This window comes from Enterobacter oligotrophicus (assembly GCF_009176645.1).
GTDB lineage: Bacteria > Pseudomonadota > Gammaproteobacteria > Enterobacterales > Enterobacteriaceae > Enterobacter > Enterobacter oligotrophicus.
In genome coordinates this window covers 490813-508309 of record NZ_AP019007.1, presented here as the reverse complement: position 1 = coordinate 508309, position 17497 = coordinate 490813, and the positions used below count along the sequence as shown (strand labels likewise).

General features: G+C 50.3%; 18 protein-coding genes. 13 read left to right on the top strand and 5 right to left on the bottom strand.

The window, feature by feature from the left end; genetic code table 11:
- The first annotated feature begins 141 nt into the window (after window positions 1-141).
- Window positions 142-1047, top strand: coding sequence for a UTP--glucose-1-phosphate uridylyltransferase GalU (galU, locus tag EoCCA6_RS02430; protein WP_152081321.1), 906 nt, complete (start codon window positions 142-144; stop codon window positions 1045-1047).
- A gap of 202 nt (window positions 1048-1249) precedes the next feature.
- On the opposite strand, the gene hns is transcribed toward galU, so the two are convergent.
- Complete coding sequence (hns, locus tag EoCCA6_RS02425) at window positions 1250-1663, bottom strand: histone-like nucleoid-structuring protein H-NS (protein WP_003856724.1); 414 nt, start codon at window positions 1661-1663, stop codon at window positions 1250-1252.
- Window positions 1664-2214: 551 nt separating this feature from the next.
- On the opposite strand from hns, the gene tdk reads away from it, so the two are divergent.
- Entirely contained in the window at window positions 2215-2829 is a 615-nt protein-coding gene (gene tdk, locus EoCCA6_RS02420; RefSeq protein ID WP_152081320.1) for a thymidine kinase, read from the top strand.
- A gap of 77 nt (window positions 2830-2906) precedes the next feature.
- Here tdk and adhE read toward each other — a convergent pair whose 3' ends face one another.
- Complete coding sequence (gene adhE / locus EoCCA6_RS02415) at window positions 2907-5585, bottom strand: bifunctional acetaldehyde-CoA/alcohol dehydrogenase (protein ID WP_152081319.1); 2679 nt, start codon at window positions 5583-5585, stop codon at window positions 2907-2909.
- 479 nt (window positions 5586-6064) lie between these two features.
- On the opposite strand from adhE, the gene EoCCA6_RS02410 reads away from it, so the two are divergent.
- Window positions 6065-6712 carry a YchE family NAAT transporter gene (locus tag EoCCA6_RS02410; RefSeq protein ID WP_152081318.1) on the top strand — a complete coding sequence of 216 codons (648 nt, stop codon included), beginning with the start codon at window positions 6065-6067 and terminating at the stop codon, window positions 6710-6712.
- 195 nt (window positions 6713-6907) lie between these two features.
- On the opposite strand, the gene EoCCA6_RS02405 is transcribed toward EoCCA6_RS02410, so the two are convergent.
- Window positions 6908-7258 (bottom strand): hypothetical protein, encoded by a 351-nt coding sequence (locus EoCCA6_RS02405; protein ID WP_152081317.1) that lies wholly within the window; start codon window positions 7256-7258, stop codon window positions 6908-6910.
- Window positions 7259-7484: 226 nt separating this feature from the next.
- Between EoCCA6_RS02405 and oppA the strand changes: the two genes are divergently transcribed.
- From oppA to EoCCA6_RS02375, 6 genes are all read left to right on the top strand, one after another.
- A complete protein-coding gene (oppA, locus tag EoCCA6_RS02400; RefSeq protein WP_152081316.1) occupies window positions 7485-9116 on the top strand; it encodes an oligopeptide ABC transporter substrate-binding protein OppA in 1632 nt (543 codons plus the stop codon).
- A gap of 84 nt (window positions 9117-9200) precedes the next feature.
- Window positions 9201-10121, top strand: a complete 921-nt coding sequence (gene oppB / locus EoCCA6_RS02395) for an oligopeptide ABC transporter permease OppB (protein ID WP_152081315.1) — start codon at window positions 9201-9203, stop codon at window positions 10119-10121.
- A gap of 12 nt (window positions 10122-10133) precedes the next feature.
- On the top strand, window positions 10134-11042 hold the full coding sequence (oppC, locus tag EoCCA6_RS02390) for an oligopeptide ABC transporter permease OppC (protein WP_152081314.1): 909 nt from the start codon (window positions 10134-10136) through the stop codon (window positions 11040-11042).
- Window positions 11043-11053: 11 nt separating this feature from the next.
- Window positions 11054-12067 (top strand): ABC transporter ATP-binding protein, encoded by a 1014-nt coding sequence (gene oppD / locus EoCCA6_RS02385; protein WP_152081313.1) that lies wholly within the window; start codon window positions 11054-11056, stop codon window positions 12065-12067.
- Complete coding sequence (gene oppF / locus EoCCA6_RS02380) at window positions 12064-13068, top strand: murein tripeptide/oligopeptide ABC transporter ATP-binding protein OppF (protein WP_152081312.1); 1005 nt, start codon at window positions 12064-12066, stop codon at window positions 13066-13068. The genes oppD and oppF overlap by 4 nt, the downstream gene beginning before the upstream one ends.
- Window positions 13069-13115: 47 nt before the next feature.
- Window positions 13116-13952: an ion transporter gene (locus EoCCA6_RS02375; protein ID WP_152081311.1), complete on the top strand. Its 837-nt coding sequence runs from the start codon at window positions 13116-13118 to the stop codon at window positions 13950-13952.
- 31 nt (window positions 13953-13983) lie between these two features.
- Here EoCCA6_RS02375 and EoCCA6_RS02370 read toward each other — a convergent pair whose 3' ends face one another.
- The gene (locus EoCCA6_RS02370; RefSeq protein WP_006810881.1) at window positions 13984-14313 is read right to left on the bottom strand and encodes an HI1450 family dsDNA-mimic protein; all 330 of its coding nucleotides are present in this window, start codon (window positions 14311-14313) and stop codon (window positions 13984-13986) included.
- Between the two features lie 33 nt (window positions 14314-14346).
- Window positions 14347-15807, bottom strand: coding sequence for a cardiolipin synthase (gene cls, locus EoCCA6_RS02365; protein ID WP_152081310.1), 1461 nt, complete (start codon window positions 15805-15807; stop codon window positions 14347-14349).
- A 144-nt stretch (window positions 15808-15951) separates the two neighbouring features.
- Here cls and EoCCA6_RS02360 point away from each other — a divergent pair, with 144 nt between their 5' ends.
- From EoCCA6_RS02360 to leuE, 4 genes are all read left to right on the top strand, one after another.
- Window positions 15952-16125 (top strand): YciY family protein, encoded by a 174-nt coding sequence (locus EoCCA6_RS02360; RefSeq protein WP_017384232.1) that lies wholly within the window; start codon window positions 15952-15954, stop codon window positions 16123-16125.
- A 108-nt stretch (window positions 16126-16233) separates the two neighbouring features.
- The gene (locus EoCCA6_RS21735; protein WP_225903361.1) at window positions 16234-16353 is read left to right on the top strand and encodes a KPN_01571 family protein; all 120 of its coding nucleotides are present in this window, start codon (window positions 16234-16236) and stop codon (window positions 16351-16353) included.
- Between the two features lie 20 nt (window positions 16354-16373).
- Window positions 16374-16784: an Exc2 family lipoprotein gene (locus EoCCA6_RS02355; protein ID WP_152081309.1), complete on the top strand. Its 411-nt coding sequence runs from the start codon at window positions 16374-16376 to the stop codon at window positions 16782-16784.
- A gap of 69 nt (window positions 16785-16853) precedes the next feature.
- A complete protein-coding gene (leuE, locus tag EoCCA6_RS02350) occupies window positions 16854-17489 on the top strand; it encodes a leucine efflux protein LeuE (protein ID WP_152081308.1) in 636 nt (211 codons plus the stop codon).
- The last annotated feature ends 8 nt before the right edge of the window (window positions 17490-17497 follow it).

Here is a 17497-nt window from a genome sequence, read left to right as displayed (position 1 = left end):
CACTACCAGATTCATTCGTATTTATCCTAATTGATCGGCAACGCGTTCTTTTCAGACCCGTACTACAGGGGATGGCTGATATACTCAACGCGTTATTTAATGCATAAAAGTTCAAAACTTGAACAGCTCAGGAGAATTTCAATGGCTGCCCTAAATTCGAAAGTCAGAAAGGCCGTTATCCCGGTAGCGGGATTGGGGACCAGGATGTTACCAGCAACAAAGGCCATCCCGAAAGAGATGCTGCCTTTGGTGGATAAGCCATTAATCCAGTATGTCGTTAATGAATGTATCGCTGCAGGCATTACAGAAATTGTACTGGTTACGCATTCATCTAAGAACTCTATCGAGAACCATTTCGATACCAGTTTTGAGCTGGAAGCAATGCTGGAAAAACGTGTTAAGCGCCAGCTGTTAGCTGAAGTTCAATCTATTTGCCCTCCACACGTGACCATTATGCAGGTTCGTCAGGGCCTGGCTAAAGGGCTGGGTCATGCGGTACTGTGCGCGCATCCGGTTGTGGGTAATGAGCCCGTAGCAGTTATTCTGCCAGATGTCATTCTGGACGAATACGAATCAGATCTTTCTCAGGATAACCTCGCCGAAATGATTAAACGCTTCGACGAAACAGGCAGCAGCCAGATTATGGTTGAGCCGGTTGAAGACGTGACCGCTTATGGTGTTGTTGACTGCAAAGGCGTTAACCTTGAGCCTGGCGAAAGCGTACCGATGGTCGGTGTGGTAGAGAAGCCAAAAGCCGACGTTGCGCCGTCCAATCTGGCGGTTGTGGGTCGTTATGTGCTGAGTGCTGAAATTTGGCCGCTGCTGGCGAAAACGCCTCCAGGAGCAGGTGATGAGATCCAGTTGACCGACGCTATTGATATGCTGATCGAGAAAGAGACCGTTGAAGCCTACCATATGAAAGGGAAGAGCCACGACTGCGGTAATAAACTCGGTTATATGCAGGCGTTTGTTGAATATGGTATCCGTCATAATAGCCTGGGCGAAGAATTTAAAGCCTGGCTCAAAGAAAGCGTGGGTATTAAGTAATAATCTGATACTCCGCTCAACAAGACCGGTGTGGCTTTGCCCGCCGGTTTTTTTATGCTCACAGGAACTTCGCGGAGTCACGGGAATGTAAAGGACGTTAAATCGACTCTTATGCTATATGACAGACTGTAAGCGGATGTTTGAGGTAAATTGTGGGCATAAAAAATCCCGCTAATAGCGGGATTCTTAGAATACGGCCAGATTAGTCCTTAATCAGGAAGTCATCCAGTTGTTTACCTTGCTCATCCATTGCTTTCTTGATAACGGCTGGAGTACGACCCTGGCCAGTCCAGGTTTTCTCTTCGCCATTCTCATCAATGTAGCTATATTTAGCCGGACGAGCAGCGCGTTTCGCTTTAGTACCTGTTTTAGCTGCAGCCATGCTGTTCAGCAATTCGTTTGGATCGATACCATCGGCAATCAGCATTTCACGATATTGCTGCAGTTTGCGAGTACGTTCTTCGATTTCGGCGGCAGCTGCGCTTTCTTCTTCACGACGCTCATTAACTACAACTTCTAATTTTTCCAGCATTTCTTCAAGCGTTTCCAGGGTGCATTCTCTTGCCTGCGCACGAAGAGTACGGATGTTGTTCAGAATTTTAAGTGCTTCGCTCATTGTAGTAATCTCAAACTTATAATGGGGGTGGTTTGTTGACCTAATAATAGAGCGATAAATTGAGTTGTGCAATAGCCAGGAATGTAAGGAATTCAAAAAATACTAAATTATCGACGCTATTATTAATTACGCTAACTTAAATTTCATCGCTTGTCTGTCCTGCAAGATATCACCCTAAACGGCAACAGCCTGCTGATTGCATGTTTGTTTTTGTGACATTTCCCTCAGGAATTATAGTTGCGGCGGATAAATATCAGCCTTTTGTATTACTCCAGCTAAGCGCAGCTACAGCAAAAAATAGTTAATAAATAGTGAATTTTAATGAACGTTGATTCCAGTATAAAAAGAAGTGTTATGTTTGGCTGGGCGCTTAAGGTAATGATGGCCTTAAAAGCGTTTAATGACTGTTTTAACGTATTATTTTCTATGCTTCCCGATGCCTCCGCTTGCTCTGAACGGCATAGTCTGTGCGGTGTATCGCTGATGACCAGACAAAATATGGTACAATGATTCATCGGGAATATTACACATTGATTAGGGTTTTACAGCCAATGGCACAACTTTATTTCTACTATTCGGCAATGAATGCAGGGAAATCGACAGCGTTGCTGCAATCTTCCTACAATTATCAGGAACGCGGTATGCGTACCGTCGTTTACACTGCCGAGATCGACGATCGCTTTGGTGCAGGAAAGGTAAGTTCAAGAATAGGGCTCTCGTCTCCTGCAAGGCTGTATAACCCGGAAACTGATTTGTTAGAGGATATCCGTGCAGAGCATGCTTCTAAGCCCATTCATTGTGTGCTGGTCGACGAAAGCCAGTTCCTGACGCGTGAACAGGTTCATGCGCTGTCAGAGGTTGTAGACGAGCTGGATATCCCCGTTCTTTGTTATGGCCTGCGCACTGATTTCCGGGGCGAGTTATTTCCCGGTAGCCAGTATTTGCTTGCCTGGTCCGATAAACTGGTAGAACTGAAAACCATCTGTTTCTGTGGACGTAAAGCCAGTATGGTGCTTCGTCTGGATCAGTCGGGGAAGCCATATGCAGACGGTGAGCAGGTGGTCATAGGCGGGAATGAGCGTTATGTGTCAGTCTGCCGCAAACACTATAAAGAAGCGCTTGTTGTGGGCTCGTTGACGGCAATCCAGAGTGACAATCGAAAATAATCCCTGATTGTAATTTTCAGGCCTGACATCAGGCATAAAAAAACCCGCCATTGGCGGGTTTTTTATCAGGCTGTCAATTAAGCGCTTTTCTTCGCTTTTTTGTCAGCTTTTACTGCAGGAGCTTCAACTTTTGCAGCAACAACGTCGCCTTCTTTGTACTCACGGCCGTAGTAGGTATCCATCAGGATCTGTTTCAGCTCGGAGATCAGCGGGTAACGTGGGTTAGCACCGGTACACTGGTCATCGAATGCATCTTCAGAGAGCTTATCTACGTGAGCGAGGAAGTCAGCTTCCTGAACGCCTGCTTCACGGATAGATTTAGGAATACCCAGCTCTGCTTTGATGCTGTCAAGCCATGCCAGCAGTTTCTCGATTTTCGCAGCGGTACGGTCGCCCGGCGCGCTCAGACCCAGATGGTCTGCAATTTCAGCGTAACGACGACGTGCTTGCGGACGGTCGTACTGACTGAAAGCAGTCTGCTTGGTTGGGTTGTCGTTGGCGTTATAACGAATAACGTTGCTGATCAACAGGGCGTTCGCCAGACCGTGAGGAATGTGGAACTGAGAACCCAGTTTGTGTGCCATTGAGTGGCAAACACCCAGGAAGGCGTTCGCAAACGCGATACCTGCGATAGTTGCGGCACTGTGTACACGTTCACGCGCTACCGGGTTTTTAGACCCTTCGTTATAAGATGCTGGCAGGTTTTCTTTCAGCAGTTTCAGAGCCTGCAGAGCCTGACCGTCAGAGAACTCAGAGGCCAGTACGGAAACATAGGCTTCCAGGGCGTGAGTGACGGCATCCAGACCACCAAATGCACACAGTGATTTCGGCATATCCATCACCAGGTTGGCGTCAACGATAGCCATATCCGGAGTCAGTGCATAGTCAGCCAGTGGGTATTTCTGACCGGTGGCGTCATCAGTCACAACCGCAAACGGTGTGACTTCTGAACCCGTACCGGACGTGGTGGTGACGGCGATCATTTTCGCTTTCACGCCCATTTTCGGGAACTTGTAGATACGTTTACGGATATCCATAAAGCGCAGTGCCAGTTCTTCGAAGTGGGTTTCCGGATGCTCGTACATGACCCACATGATCTTCGCGGCGTCCATTGGGGAACCACCACCCAGTGCGATAATCACATCTGGTTTGAAGGAGTTTGCCAGTTCAGCACCTTTGCGTACAACGCTCAGTGTCGGGTCAGCTTCAACTTCAAAGAAGACTTCAGTTTCGACGCCAGAGGCTTTCAGTACAGAGGTGATCTGGTCTGCGTAGCCGTTGTTGAACAGGAAACGGTCAGTCACGATGAGCGCACGTTTGTGGCCATCAGTAATCACTTCATCCAGCGCGATTGGCAGAGAGCCACGGCGGAAGTAGATAGATTTCGGAAGTTTGTGCCACAACATGTTTTCAGCTCGCTTAGCAACGGTTTTCTTGTTGATCAGGTGTTTTGGACCAACGTTTTCAGAGATGGAGTTACCACCCCAGGAACCACAACCCAGAGTCAGGGAAGGTGCGAGTTTAAAGTTGTACAGGTCACCGATACCACCCTGAGAAGCCGGGGTGTTAATCAGGATACGTGCGGTTTTCATCTTCTGACCGAAGTGAGCAACACGTTCTGGCTGGTTGTCCTGGTCGGTGTACAGGCAAGAGGTGTGACCGATACCGCCCATGGCGACCAGTTTCTCTGCTTTCTCTACCGCGTCGTCGAAATCTTTCGCACGGTACATTGCAAGCGTAGGGGACAGTTTTTCGTGAGCAAATGGCTCGCTTTCGTCAACAACGGTTACTTCACCGATCAGGATCTTAGTGGTAGCCGGAACGGTAAAGCCTGCAAGCTCTGCAATTTTGTACGCTGGCTGACCAACGATAGCGGCGTTCAGTGCGCCATTTTTCAGGATGATGTCCTGAACAGCTTTCAGCTCTTTACCTTGCAGCAGATAGCCACCGTGGCTGGCGAAACGTTCACGAACGGCGTCGTAAACGGAATCAACCACAACAACAGACTGTTCAGAAGCACAGATAACACCGTTGTCGAAGGTTTTGGACATCAGAACAGAAGCAACAGCACGTTTGATATCAGCCGTTTCGTCGATAACAACAGGAGTGTTACCCGCGCCTACGCCGATAGCAGGTTTACCGGAGCTGTACGCTGCTTTAACCATACCAGGACCACCGGTCGCCAGAATCAGGTTAATGTCAGGGTGATGCATCAGTGCGTTAGACAGTTCAACGGACGGTTGATCAATCCAGCCAATCAGATCTTTTGGTGCGCCAGCTGCGATTGCGGCCTGCAGAACGATATCTGCTGCTTTGTTTGTCGCATCTTTAGCACGTGGATGTGGAGAGAAGATAATTGCGTTACGGGTCTTCAGGCTGATAAGCGATTTGAAGATAGCGGTAGACGTTGGGTTAGTGGTTGGAACGATACCGCAAATGATGCCGATAGGTTCTGCAATGGTGATAGTACCGAATGTGTCGTCTTCAGACAGCACGCCGCAGGTTTTCTCATCTTTATAGGCGTTGTAGATATACTCAGAAGCAAAGTGGTTTTTGATCACTTTATCTTCAACGATACCCATGCCGGATTCGGCAACGGCCATTTTAGCGAGAGGGATTCGAGCATCTGCAGCAGCCAGAGCGGCCGCGCGGAAGATTTTATCAACCTGTTCTTGGGTGAAATTGGCATATTCACGCTGTGCTTTTTTCACGCGCTCGACGAGTGCGTTCAGTTCAGCGATATTGGTAACAGCCATAATGCTCTCCTGATAATGTTAAACTCTTTTAGTAAACCAGCGCTCGATACGTCAGACAGTATAGTCAGAGCCGATAACCCTTGCGTAATACACATTAAAACAAAGGGTTACTTCTTGCTCCAGCTCACTAATTTACTAAAAGAGCCTTACCTTAGCATCATACCTTTTTGACGGGTGATCTCCCTGGCGGCGTAATCAAGATTACTCACTTCTGAGTACGAAAATCATGATCTGCGTCAATTTTCTCACAAGCTGATACCTTTCAGCAGGGTTATTTCGCCATGATTATTCCACTGTTAAATAATTACGTAACTATTGGAAGCGCTTCTATCATTGATTCTACAAATATTTAACATCATGAAATGAGGGCATTTTGACTCAGATTTCTGATGAAGTATGCGCATAAAAAGCGTATCTTCAGCGCGGTTTAACCATGACACATTTTTAGTCTCAGGCCATGCTCATTAGCGGAGCTACACGTGATTCAAACGCTCTTTGATTTCCCGACATATTTTAAGTTTTTTATTGGTTTGTTTGCACTGGTGAACCCGGTAGGGATCATTCCGGTCTTCATTAGTATGACCAGCTATCAAACGGCAGCGGCCAGGAACAAAACCAATCTGACGGCTAACCTGTCAGTGGCTATCATTTTGCTTACTTCGCTTTTTCTTGGCGATGCCATTCTGCAGTTGTTCGGGATCTCGATTGATTCATTCCGTATTGCTGGTGGGATTCTGGTTGTGACCATCGCCATGTCGATGATCAGCGGCAAGCTGGGGGAAGATAAGCAGAACAAGCAGGAAAAATCAGAAACGGCGATCCGTGAAAGCATTGGCGTTGTGCCGCTGGCGTTACCGCTAATGGCAGGCCCTGGGGCCATCAGTTCGACGATAGTGTGGGGGACTCGCTACCACAACCTGATGCATCTTATCGGTTTTTCCGTCGCCATTGCCGTTTTCGCGCTCTGCTGCTGGGGAGTCTTCCGCATGGCACCGTGGCTGGTACGTTTGCTGGGGCAGACGGGAATCAACGTTATCACCCGTATCATGGGCCTTTTATTGATGGCGTTGGGTATCGAATTCATCGTCACCGGGATCAAGAGCATTTTCCCCGGACTATTACACTGATTATTTCATATGAAAGAACGGGGCATGCGCTCCGTTTTTTTTACGTGATTATCAGCAAATCATATAAATAAAGTTGAAAAATGCACGAGCCATAATAAATTCTGCTAATAATTGTCTTTTGTTAGTTTTCAAAGAGTTATTAATCCCTCCTTCGCTACCTTGCATGAAAAACCTTCAAACTCACTGTTATTTTCCTCACATGATACTCTGGGGCTTGCTGAGAGATAACCGAAATGATATTAGTAATTTTAACGTTCCCCCAGAGGAATGTGCTAAATAATAATCAGTTGTTAATTTTTTGTACAAATCCAGCCGATGATAGCGCAGCGACGCGCGAAGAGAGATACTTTTCTCTACTCTATTGAATAACAGGGGATTTTCCTGGTATTTGATGTCGGGCAGGGCTGCCCCCCAAGAAACGGCACTCGGCGTAAAAGAGAATTGCTTAACAAATTTGCAAAATGTATTGGCGAGAGTTTCCGCCTTTTGGTACTTTCCGGCCTTATATTTTGCAGCACTAAACAAGTAGATGAGAATTATTTTCATATAGTCCTCTTCTCAGATATCCAATACACGTCACAGACAGGGGTGACGTGTTAATGAATCGACGCAAGACGGCCATACGAGCGGTCAGTAATAAAAAGTCGGTGATAGCAAGAAGTAAAAAAAGAACCTGACAGCAGCAAAAAAAACTCCTGCGCTGTACAGGCCCCAAAAGGGGATTACACAGCTGGCGAAGGCCAGTCATTATAATGAGTGGAGTATCAACACAATGTCCATCATCACAAAAAAAAGTCTGGTAGCGGCGGGAATTTTAACTGCGCTAATCACAGGCAACGCTGCAATGGCTGCGGACGTTCCTGCAGGTGTTCAACTGGCTGAGAAACAGACGCTGGTGCGTAACAACGGTGCGGAAGTACAATCTCTTGATCCGCACAAAATTGAAGGCGTTCCTGAGTCTAACGTTAACCGCGACCTGTTCGAAGGCCTGCTGGTGACCGACGTAGACGGCCACCCGGCACCGGGTGTGGCAGAAAAATGGGAAAACAAAGATTTCAAAGTCTGGACCTTCCATCTGCGTAAAGATGCGAAATGGTCAGACGGTACGCCAGTTACTGCGGAAGACTTCGTGTATAGCTGGCAGCGTCTGGCGAATCCAAATACCGCTTCGCCCTATGCGAGCTATCTGCAGTACGGCCACATTGCCAATATTGATGACATCATTGCCGGCAAAAAACCGGTTACCGATCTGGGCGTGAAAGCCATCGACGCCAATACCTTTGAAGTGACGTTGAGCGAACCTGTTCCGTACTTCTATAAACTGCTGGTTCACCCATCAGTTTCTCCGGTACCGAAAGCCGCTGTGGAAAAATTCGGTGAGAAATGGACTCAGCCTGCCAATATCGTCACCAACGGGGCGTATAAGCTGAAAGCCTGGGTGGTTAACGAACGTATCGATCTTGAGCGTAACCCTAACTATTGGGACAACGCGAAGACCGTGATTAACCAGGTAACCTACCTGCCAATTGCCTCTGAAGTGACAGACGTTAACCGCTACCGCAGCGGTGAAATCGACATGACTTATAACAACATGCCGATTGAACTGTTCCAGAAGCTGAAAAAAGAGATCCCTAAAGAAGTCCACGTCGATCCGTATCTGTGTACTTACTACTACGAAATCAACAACCAGAAAGCGCCATTTACTGATGTGCGCGTTCGTACCGCACTGAAGCTGGCTCTGGATCGCGATATCATCGTCAACAAAGTGAAGAACCAGGGCGATCTGCCAGCATACAGCTACACCCCGCCGTACACCGATGGCGCGAAACTGACCGAGCCAGAGTGGTTCAAAATGACGCAGGAGCAGCGTAACGCAGAAGCGAAGAAACTGCTGGCCGAAGCGGGTTATACCGCAGACAAACCGCTGACCTTCAGCCTGCTGTATAACACCTCTGACCTGCACAAAAAGCTGGCTATCGCCGTCTCCTCGATCTGGAAAAAGAACCTGGGTGCGAACGTGAAGCTGGAAAACCAGGAGTGGAAAACCTTCCTGGATAGCCGTCATCAGGGCACCTTTGATGTGGCACGTGCAGGCTGGTGTGCGGACTATAACGAACCGACCTCTTTCCTGAACACCATGCTGAGCGACAGCTCAAACAACACGGCTCACTATAAGAGCCCGGCGTTTGACAAGCTGATCGGCGACACCCTGAAAGCGACTGACGAAGCACAGCGTACCGAACTGTACTCCAAAGCTGAGCAGCAGCTGGATAAAGACTCCGCGATCGTTCCGGTTTACTACTACGTTAACGCCCGTCTGGTTAAGCCGTGGGTAGGTGGTTATACCGGTAAAGACCCGATGGATAATATCTACGTTAAAAACTTGTATATTATCAAGCATTAATGGCAATGAGTGGGGCGGGCAGGCTCGCCCCACGGTGTCTAACCATCATCATATAATATAGGCACAGGCCAGAAGGTACGGGCAATGTTGAAATTTATCCTACGTCGCTGTCTTGAAGCGATTCCAACGCTATTTATTCTAATTACGATTTCCTTCTTCATGATGCGTCTTGCACCGGGAAGCCCTTTTACCGGAGAACGTACGCTGCCGCCAGAAGTGATGGCCAACATCGAAGCGAAATACCACTTAAACGATCCTATCGCCACCCAATACTTCAATTATCTGAAGCAACTTGCGCACGGTGATTTCGGACCGTCATTCAAATATAAAGACTATTCCGTTAACGACCTGGTGGCTTCGAGCTTCCCTGTGTCAGCGAAATTAGGTGCTGCGGCATTTATCCTGGCTGTCGTCCTCGGCGTCACTGCGGGCGTTATCGCCGCGCTAAAACAAAATACCAAATGGGATTATGCCGTAATGGGGGTCGCAATGACCGGGGTGGTTATCCCCAGCTTCGTTGTCGCGCCATTGCTGGTAATGATATTTGCCATCACGCTGAAATGGCTGCCCGGTGGCGGCTGGAACGGCGGGGCGCTCAAGTTCATGATTTTGCCGATGGTGGCATTATCGCTGGCCTATATTGCCAGTATCGCGCGTATTACCCGTGGTTCAATGATTGAAGTCTTGCACTCTAACTTCATCCGCACGGCGCGAGCGAAAGGGCTACCAATGCGCCGCATTATCTTCCGCCATGCGCTCAAGCCTGCGCTGTTGCCCGTCCTGTCCTACATGGGCCCGGCCTTCGTCGGTATCATTACCGGGTCAATGGTTATTGAAACCATCTATGGCCTGCCGGGTATTGGTCAGCTGTTTGTTAACGGCGCGCTTAACCGCGACTATTCGCTGGTATTGAGTCTGACAATCCTTGTCGGTGCGTTGACGATTCTCTTTAACGCCATCGTCGATGTGCTGTATGCCGTCATCGACCCGAAAATCCGTTACTAACTGGAGCACGCCATGATGTTGAGTAAGAAAAACAGCGAGGCGCTGGAAAACTTCAGTGAAAAACTGGAAGTGGAAGGTCGCAGCCTCTGGCAGGACGCCCGTCGTCGTTTTATGCACAACCGCGCCGCCGTCGCCAGCCTGATTGTGCTGGTGATCATTGCGCTGTTTGTCACGCTTGCGCCGATGTTGTCGCAATTCACCTATTTCGATACGGACTGGGGCATGATGTCCAGCGCGCCGGATATGGAGTCCGGGCACTATTTCGGGACGGACTCCTCAGGCCGTGACCTGCTGGTTCGTGTGGCGATTGGCGGGCGTATCTCGCTGATGGTGGGTATCGCCGCCGCGCTGGTGGCGGTGATCCTGGGCACGCTTTACGGCTCTCTTTCTGGCTACCTGGGCGGAAAAGTGGACTCCGTGATGATGCGTCTGCTGGAGATCTTAAACTCCTTCCCGTTCATGTTCTTCGTGATCCTGCTGGTGACCTTCTTCGGTCAGAATATCCTGTTGATCTTCGTGGCAATCGGAATGGTTTCCTGGCTGGATATGGCGCGTATCGTGCGCGGGCAAACGCTGAGCCTTAAACGCAAAGAGTTTATCGAAGCGGCGCAGGTTGGGGGTGTTTCTACGGGGAATATCGTGGTACGCCACATTGTCCCGAACGTGCTGGGTGTGGTGGTGGTATATGCCTCACTGCTGGTGCCAAGCATGATCCTGTTCGAATCCTTCCTGAGCTTCTTGGGGCTGGGCACACAAGAGCCGTTGAGTAGCTGGGGCGCATTGCTGAGTGATGGCGCGAACTCTATGGAAGTGTCGCCGTGGTTGCTGTTGTATCCGGCAGGCTTCCTGGTCGTTACCCTGTTTTGTTTCAACTTTATCGGCGATGGCCTGCGTGATGCCCTCGATCCGAAAGACCGTTAAGGAGCGCCGTCATGACGATTATTGAAACGGCAACTGCGCCACAGGCGCAACGGCAGAGCAACATTCTGCTGGATGTGAAAGACCTCCGGGTGACATTTAAAACACCAGACGGTGACGTAACTGCTGTAAACGATCTCAATTTCAACCTCCGTGCAGGTGAAACATTGGGGATTGTGGGCGAATCTGGCTCCGGGAAATCCCAGACGGCGTTTGCGCTGATGGGTCTGCTGGCGGCGAACGGTGTTATCGGCGGTTCTGCGAAATTCAACGGTCGCGAGATCCTCAACCTGCCGGAGCAGGAGCTGAACAAACTGCGTGCCGAGCAGATTTCGATGATTTTTCAGGACCCGATGACCTCGCTAAACCCGTACATGCGCGTTGGCGAACAGCTGATGGAAGTGTTGATGCTGCATAAAGGGCTGGGCAAAGCCGAAGCGTTTGACGAATCCGTGAAAATGCTGGATGCGGTAAAAATGCCGGAAGCCCGTAAGCGTATGCGCATGTACCCGCACGAGTTCTCGGGCGGTATGCGTCAGCGCGTGATGATCGCGATGGCGCTGCTGTGTCGGCCAAAACTGCTGATTGCTGATGAACCTACCACGGCGCTGGATGTGACCGTTCAGGCGCAAATCATGACCCTGTTGAATGAACTTAAGCACGAATTCAACACGGCAATCATTATGATTACCCACGATCTGGGTGTCGTCGCCGGTATCTGTGACAAGGTGCTGGTCATGTATGCCGGGCGCACCATGGAGTACGGCAACGCGCGTGATGTGTTCTACCACCCTGCGCATCCGTACTCGATTGGCCTGCTGAACGCAGTGCCACGTCTCGATGCAGAAGGCGAATCTCTGCTGACCATTCCAGGGAATCCGCCAAACCTGCTGCGCCTGCCGAAAGGTTGTCCGTTCCAGCCACGTTGCCCGCACGCGATGGAAATCTGTAACAGCGCTCCGCCGCTGGATGCGTTTGCCCCAGGCCGTCTGCGCGCCTGCTTTAAGCCGCTGGAGGAACTGGTATGAATGCAATAGATGAAAAACGCAATGTGCTGCTCGAAATCGCTGACCTCAAAGTGCATTTTGATATCAAAGACGGCAAACAGTGGTTCTGGCAGCCACCTAAAACCCTGAAAGCGGTCGATGGTGTCACGCTACGCCTCTACGAGGGGGAAACCCTGGGCGTGGTGGGGGAATCAGGCTGCGGGAAATCAACGTTTGCGCGCGCGATTATCGGTCTGGTTAAAGCGACAGACGGTAAAGTCGCCTGGCTGGGTAAAGACCTGCTGGGCATGAAGCCGGACGAATGGCGCGACGTGCGCAGTGATATCCAGATGATTTTCCAGGACCCGCTGGCGTCACTCAACCCACGTATGACCATTGGTGAGATTATTGCCGAGCCGCTGCGCACTTACCATCCGAAGATGTCGCGTCAGGAAGTCCGCGACCGTGTGAAAGCGATGATGATGAAAGTGGGTCTGCTGCCGAACCTCATCAACCGCTATCCGCACGAGTTCTCCGGCGGCCAGTGCCAGCGAATTGGTATTGCGCGTGCGCTGATCCTCGAACCGAAATTGATCATCTGTGATGAACCGGTTTCTGCACTGGATGTCTCTATCCAGGCGCAGGTGGTAAACCTGCTGCAAAAACTGCAGCGCGAGATGGGGTTGTCGCTGATCTTTATCGCGCATGACCTGGCCGTCGTTAAGCACATTTCCGATCGCGTACTGGTGATGTATCTGGGCCACGCTGTCGAGTTAGGCACTTACGATGAGGTGTACCACAATCCGCTGCACCCCTACACCAGAGCGTTAATGTCTGCTGTACCGATTCCCGATCCCGATCTGGAAAAGAATAAAACCATCCAGCTTCTCGAAGGTGAGTTGCCATCACCGATTAACCCGCCGTCAGGTTGCGTATTCCGCACGCGATGTCCGATGGCAGGGCCGGAGTGCGCACAAACGCGACCGGTTCTGGAGGGCAGTTTCCGACATGCGGTTTCCTGCCTGAAAGTAGACCCGTTATAATCGCAAGGGCTGACACGATGTCAGCCCTTATTTTTTGCGAGGTGAATGTGTCGCGATTATTCACGTCGGCCCGTCAGCGGCTGTATCGTTTATTATTCGATCCCCAAACGGTGTCGGGTCGCCGTTTCGAAGGGCTCTGCGGTTTATTCGCGCTGCTCAGCGTGATTATCATCTTTATCGAGTCCGGTGCCGGGACGCAGTACCATCTGACGTTCGACGAATGGCACGTTTTTCTCTGGCTGGAGCTAATAGTTACTCTCGTCTTTACCACTGAATATGTGCTGAGGGTCGCCTGCTGGCCTAATCCGGCGAAATATGTTTTCAGTTTCTGGGGGTTTATAGATTTAGCGACTATTCTGCCGCTTTACGTGATGTGGCTCTGGCCGGAAATTAGCCTGAATTATGTGTTTGCCTGGCGGGCGATGCGTGCGATTCGCGTGTTACGAATTCTGAAACTGCTGCGTTTTATGCCGTCGTTGAGGGTTTTCTGGGTCGCGATATTAAGCGCGCGTCACCAGCTTATTCTCTTCTATTCGTTTATCGCAATCGTGATGATTGTGTTTGGCTCTCTGATGTATTTAATCGAAGGGCCAAAATATGGCTTCTCAACGCTGAATGCCTCCGTTTACTGGGCCATTGTGACCGTCACGACCGTTGGCTATGGCGATATCACGCCGCATACGCCGCTCGGGCGCATTGTGGCCTCGGTACTGATTCTGATCGGATATTCGGTGATTGCGATCCCGACGGGGCTGATTACCACGCATATGAGCAGTGCATTTCAGAGCCGCAAGCAGCAGCGTAAATGCCCACGCTGCCAGCAGGGCGAACATGACCACAGCGCGCGGTTTTGTAACCGTTGTGGCAGCGAATTACCGGATTAAATAAAAAAGGCTGCATTCGCAGCCTTTTTTATTATTCGCGCCAGAGAATATGGCACAGCTTGTGGTCTTTCTCGCGGCAAAGCAGGACGCGAGCGAAGATATCGTTAATTTCACCGCCATCTTCATCCGCCAGGCCAATCACCACTTCGGCGAAGAAGTCCGGATTGAGGTCGAAATCCACATGCTCGGCCCAGTCTTCAGACGGATCGAACAGTTCGGCACCGCCACGTTCTTCAAATTGCAAATTGAAGAGGATCACGTCTGCGGGATCGAGATTATCAACCGCCAGTTCGAGAAAAATGTCGTAGGCCTGCTCGAGCGTTTCGTCTTCGGTCAGGCGATTGTTCAGATCCATTTCCATGATGACTACCTGTTTAACATCGTTGGGCACGTTTTACAGCAACGGGCTAAAGAAGTAAAACAGTCGTTCGGCAATTCGCTGCCACAGCGGACGTTTCACCCACAGCCTTGCATCCAGCAGGCGAGAGCGGGAGATATAGTCATCCTGAACCGCGGCGAGATCGCCACCAAATCCGGCATCATCAATCACCAGGGTGATTTCAAAGTTGAGCCACAGGCTGCGCATGTCCAGATTGACCGTGCCCACCAGGCTTAGCTCACCATCTACCAGTACGCTCTTGGTATGAAGAAGGCCTCCTTCAAACTGATAAATCTTCACCCCTGCGGCCAGCAGTTCGCTAAAGAATGCGCGGCTTGCCCAGCCAACCAGAAGGGAATCATTTTTACGCGGCATAATAATACTGACATCCACGCCACGCTGGGCGGCGGTACAGATGGCATGGAGCAGATCGTCACTGGGGACGAAATAGGGCGTGGTCATGATCAAATACTCACGCGCGGCGTACGTGGCGGTGAGCAGAGCCTGATGGATCAGGTCTTCCGGGAAGCCAGGGCCGGAGGCAATGGTATGAATGGTATGCCCGCTGGCCTCCTCAAATGGCATGATATTTCCGTCCGGTGGCGGGGGCAGGATGCGTTTGCCGGTTTCGATTTCCCAGTCGCAGGAGTAGACAATGCCCATAGAGGTCGCCACCGGGCCTTCCATGCGCGCCATTAAATCGATCCATTGCCCGACGCCGGAGTCCTGCTTGAAGAAGCGAGGGTCAACCATGTTCATACTGCCGGTGTAGGCAATATAATTATCAATCAGGACCATTTTCCGGTGCTGGCGCAAATCCATGCGGCGCAGGAATACACGCAGCAGGTTTACCTTGAGTGCCTCAACCACTTCGATGCCTGCGTTGCGCATCATGCCCGCCCACGGGCTACGGAAAAACGCGACGCTGCCCGCAGAGTCCAGCATCAGGCGGCAGTGGATACCGCGGCGTGCCGCCGCCATCAAGGATTCGGCGACCTGATCCGCCATTCCGCCCGGTTGCCAGATATAGAACACCATCTCAATATTATGGCGGGCAAGCTGAATATCGCGGATCAGCGCCTGCATCACGTCATCGGAGGTGGTCATTAATTGCAGCTGGTTACCTTTGACGCCCGCAATCCCCTGGCGACGTTCACACAGTTTAAACAGTGAAGAAGCAACGCTGCTGTTCTCTTCAGCAAAGATATGTTTGCAGGCTTTGAGGTCGTTAAGCCATTTCGCCGTGGAGGGCCACATAGCGCGGGCGCGTTCGGCACGGCGTTTACCCAGATGAAGCTCGCCAAAAGAGAGATAGGCGATAATACCGACCAGCGGCAGAATGTAGATAATCAGAAGCCAGGCCATGGCAGAAGGTACGGCTCTGCGCTTCATCAGGATGCGCAACGTCACCCCCGCGATTAACAGCCAGTATCCCAGAATGACCAGCCAACTCACCACGGTGTAGAAGGTTGTCATAGGTAAAAAAATCCTTTTGAAAGCGTGTTGTTATGAGTGTACGCATCAGGATTCATCTGGCAAATAAAAACGGCAGATAAAAGCGCTGGTTTGCCGCCGGGTTGGGTTTATAATGAGATTTCTGTTTAAGAAAGAGTTGTAGACATGAAGCGCAGTAGAACAGAAGTAGGGCGCTGGCGCATGTTGCGACAGGTGAGTCGTCGTAAGGCTCGTTGGCTGGAAGCACAATCCCGCCGCAATATGCGTATCCACGCCATCAGAAAATGTGGGCTGAACAGACACCGTAATGCGTTGCTGTTTGCCGTCCAGGATATCTGAACGTCATGAGGGCACCGTTAAGGTGTCCCTTAGCTATCAATTCTCGCAGTCCTCTCCCGACCTGATTCCGCGATATACTGTGTACCCCTGATGCGTTGAATATAAAATATGAATCCTTACCTCTGGGTTTTTGTCGTGCTTATGACGCTGGATGCGCTCAGAGAATACGCAGGACTTTCGTCGTTTCCCGCGTTGATTGACTATTTACTTAACGGGATAGCTCCGTAGTGTGACTAAAGGAATAAGGGATGAATGGAAAAATGCTGGCTGCAATTCTGGGAATTGCGCTTTTAAGCGGGTGTACCAGTACAAAAACATCACCGGAAAGACACGCGTATTATTTCGTGTCCCATAAATCAAATTTTGTCGGCGGAAACTTTACGTCGAGCGTACCTCAAAATTACCGTCTGAACGTCCCGCAATTTCGCGAGCTATATGCGCAGGGTAAAGCCGATCGTTCAGCGGGGCGCACTGCGGCTGAGGCCAGCGAATATGCCCAAAGCATTCGCGATCAGTTGAGGAAAGAAGCCAGTACCGACCATGCATTCTCAGGCAATGCCAGCGATAAATGGACGTCTGAAATGGAAGACAAAGACGCCATTTTGTTCGGCAATGAACTGGCCGCGACTTATCTTGATGGCTATAACGGCGTACAATAAGCGGATGCGTTTTGGGAGTATCGCCGTTGCAGCGATATTCCCTTTGTTTTTTAGCAAAAGGAGGGAGAAGTGTTTGCGGAGTTTGGTGTACTGAATTTCTGGACTTACGTCGTCGGCGCATTTTTTATTGTGCTGGTTCCAGGACCGAACACCTTGTTTGTACTGAAAACAGGGATTGGGCACGGCGTCAAAAAAGGGTATCTGGCCGCGACCGGTGTATTTATCGGCGATGCCGTCCTGATGTTCCTGGCCTGGGCAGGTGTTGCGGCGCTCATCCAGACCACGCCTGTCTTATTTAATATCGTCCGTTATCTTGGTGCGTTCTATCTGCTGTGGTTGGGCGGAAAAATGCTCTGGTCGGTCATTACCCGTCAGAATAATACGCACGAGAGCGGTACGGAACCGGCAAGCATGATCATGAAACGCTCGCTGGTTTTAAGCCTGACCAATCCAAAAGCGATTCTGTTCTATGTGTCGTTTTTTGTGCAGTTCATTGATGTAAATGCTGCAAATACAGGCACCTCTTTTCTGATCCTCGCAACCACGCTGGAGCTAATCAGCTTTATGTATATGAGCTTCCTGATCTTCTCCGGGGCGTTTGTTACCCGTTACCTGAAAACCAAAAAGAAACTGGCAAAACTGGGGAACGGATTGATAGGGTTGCTGTTTGTAGGATTTGCGGCAAGGCTTGCATCGCTGCATTGATGAAAAGA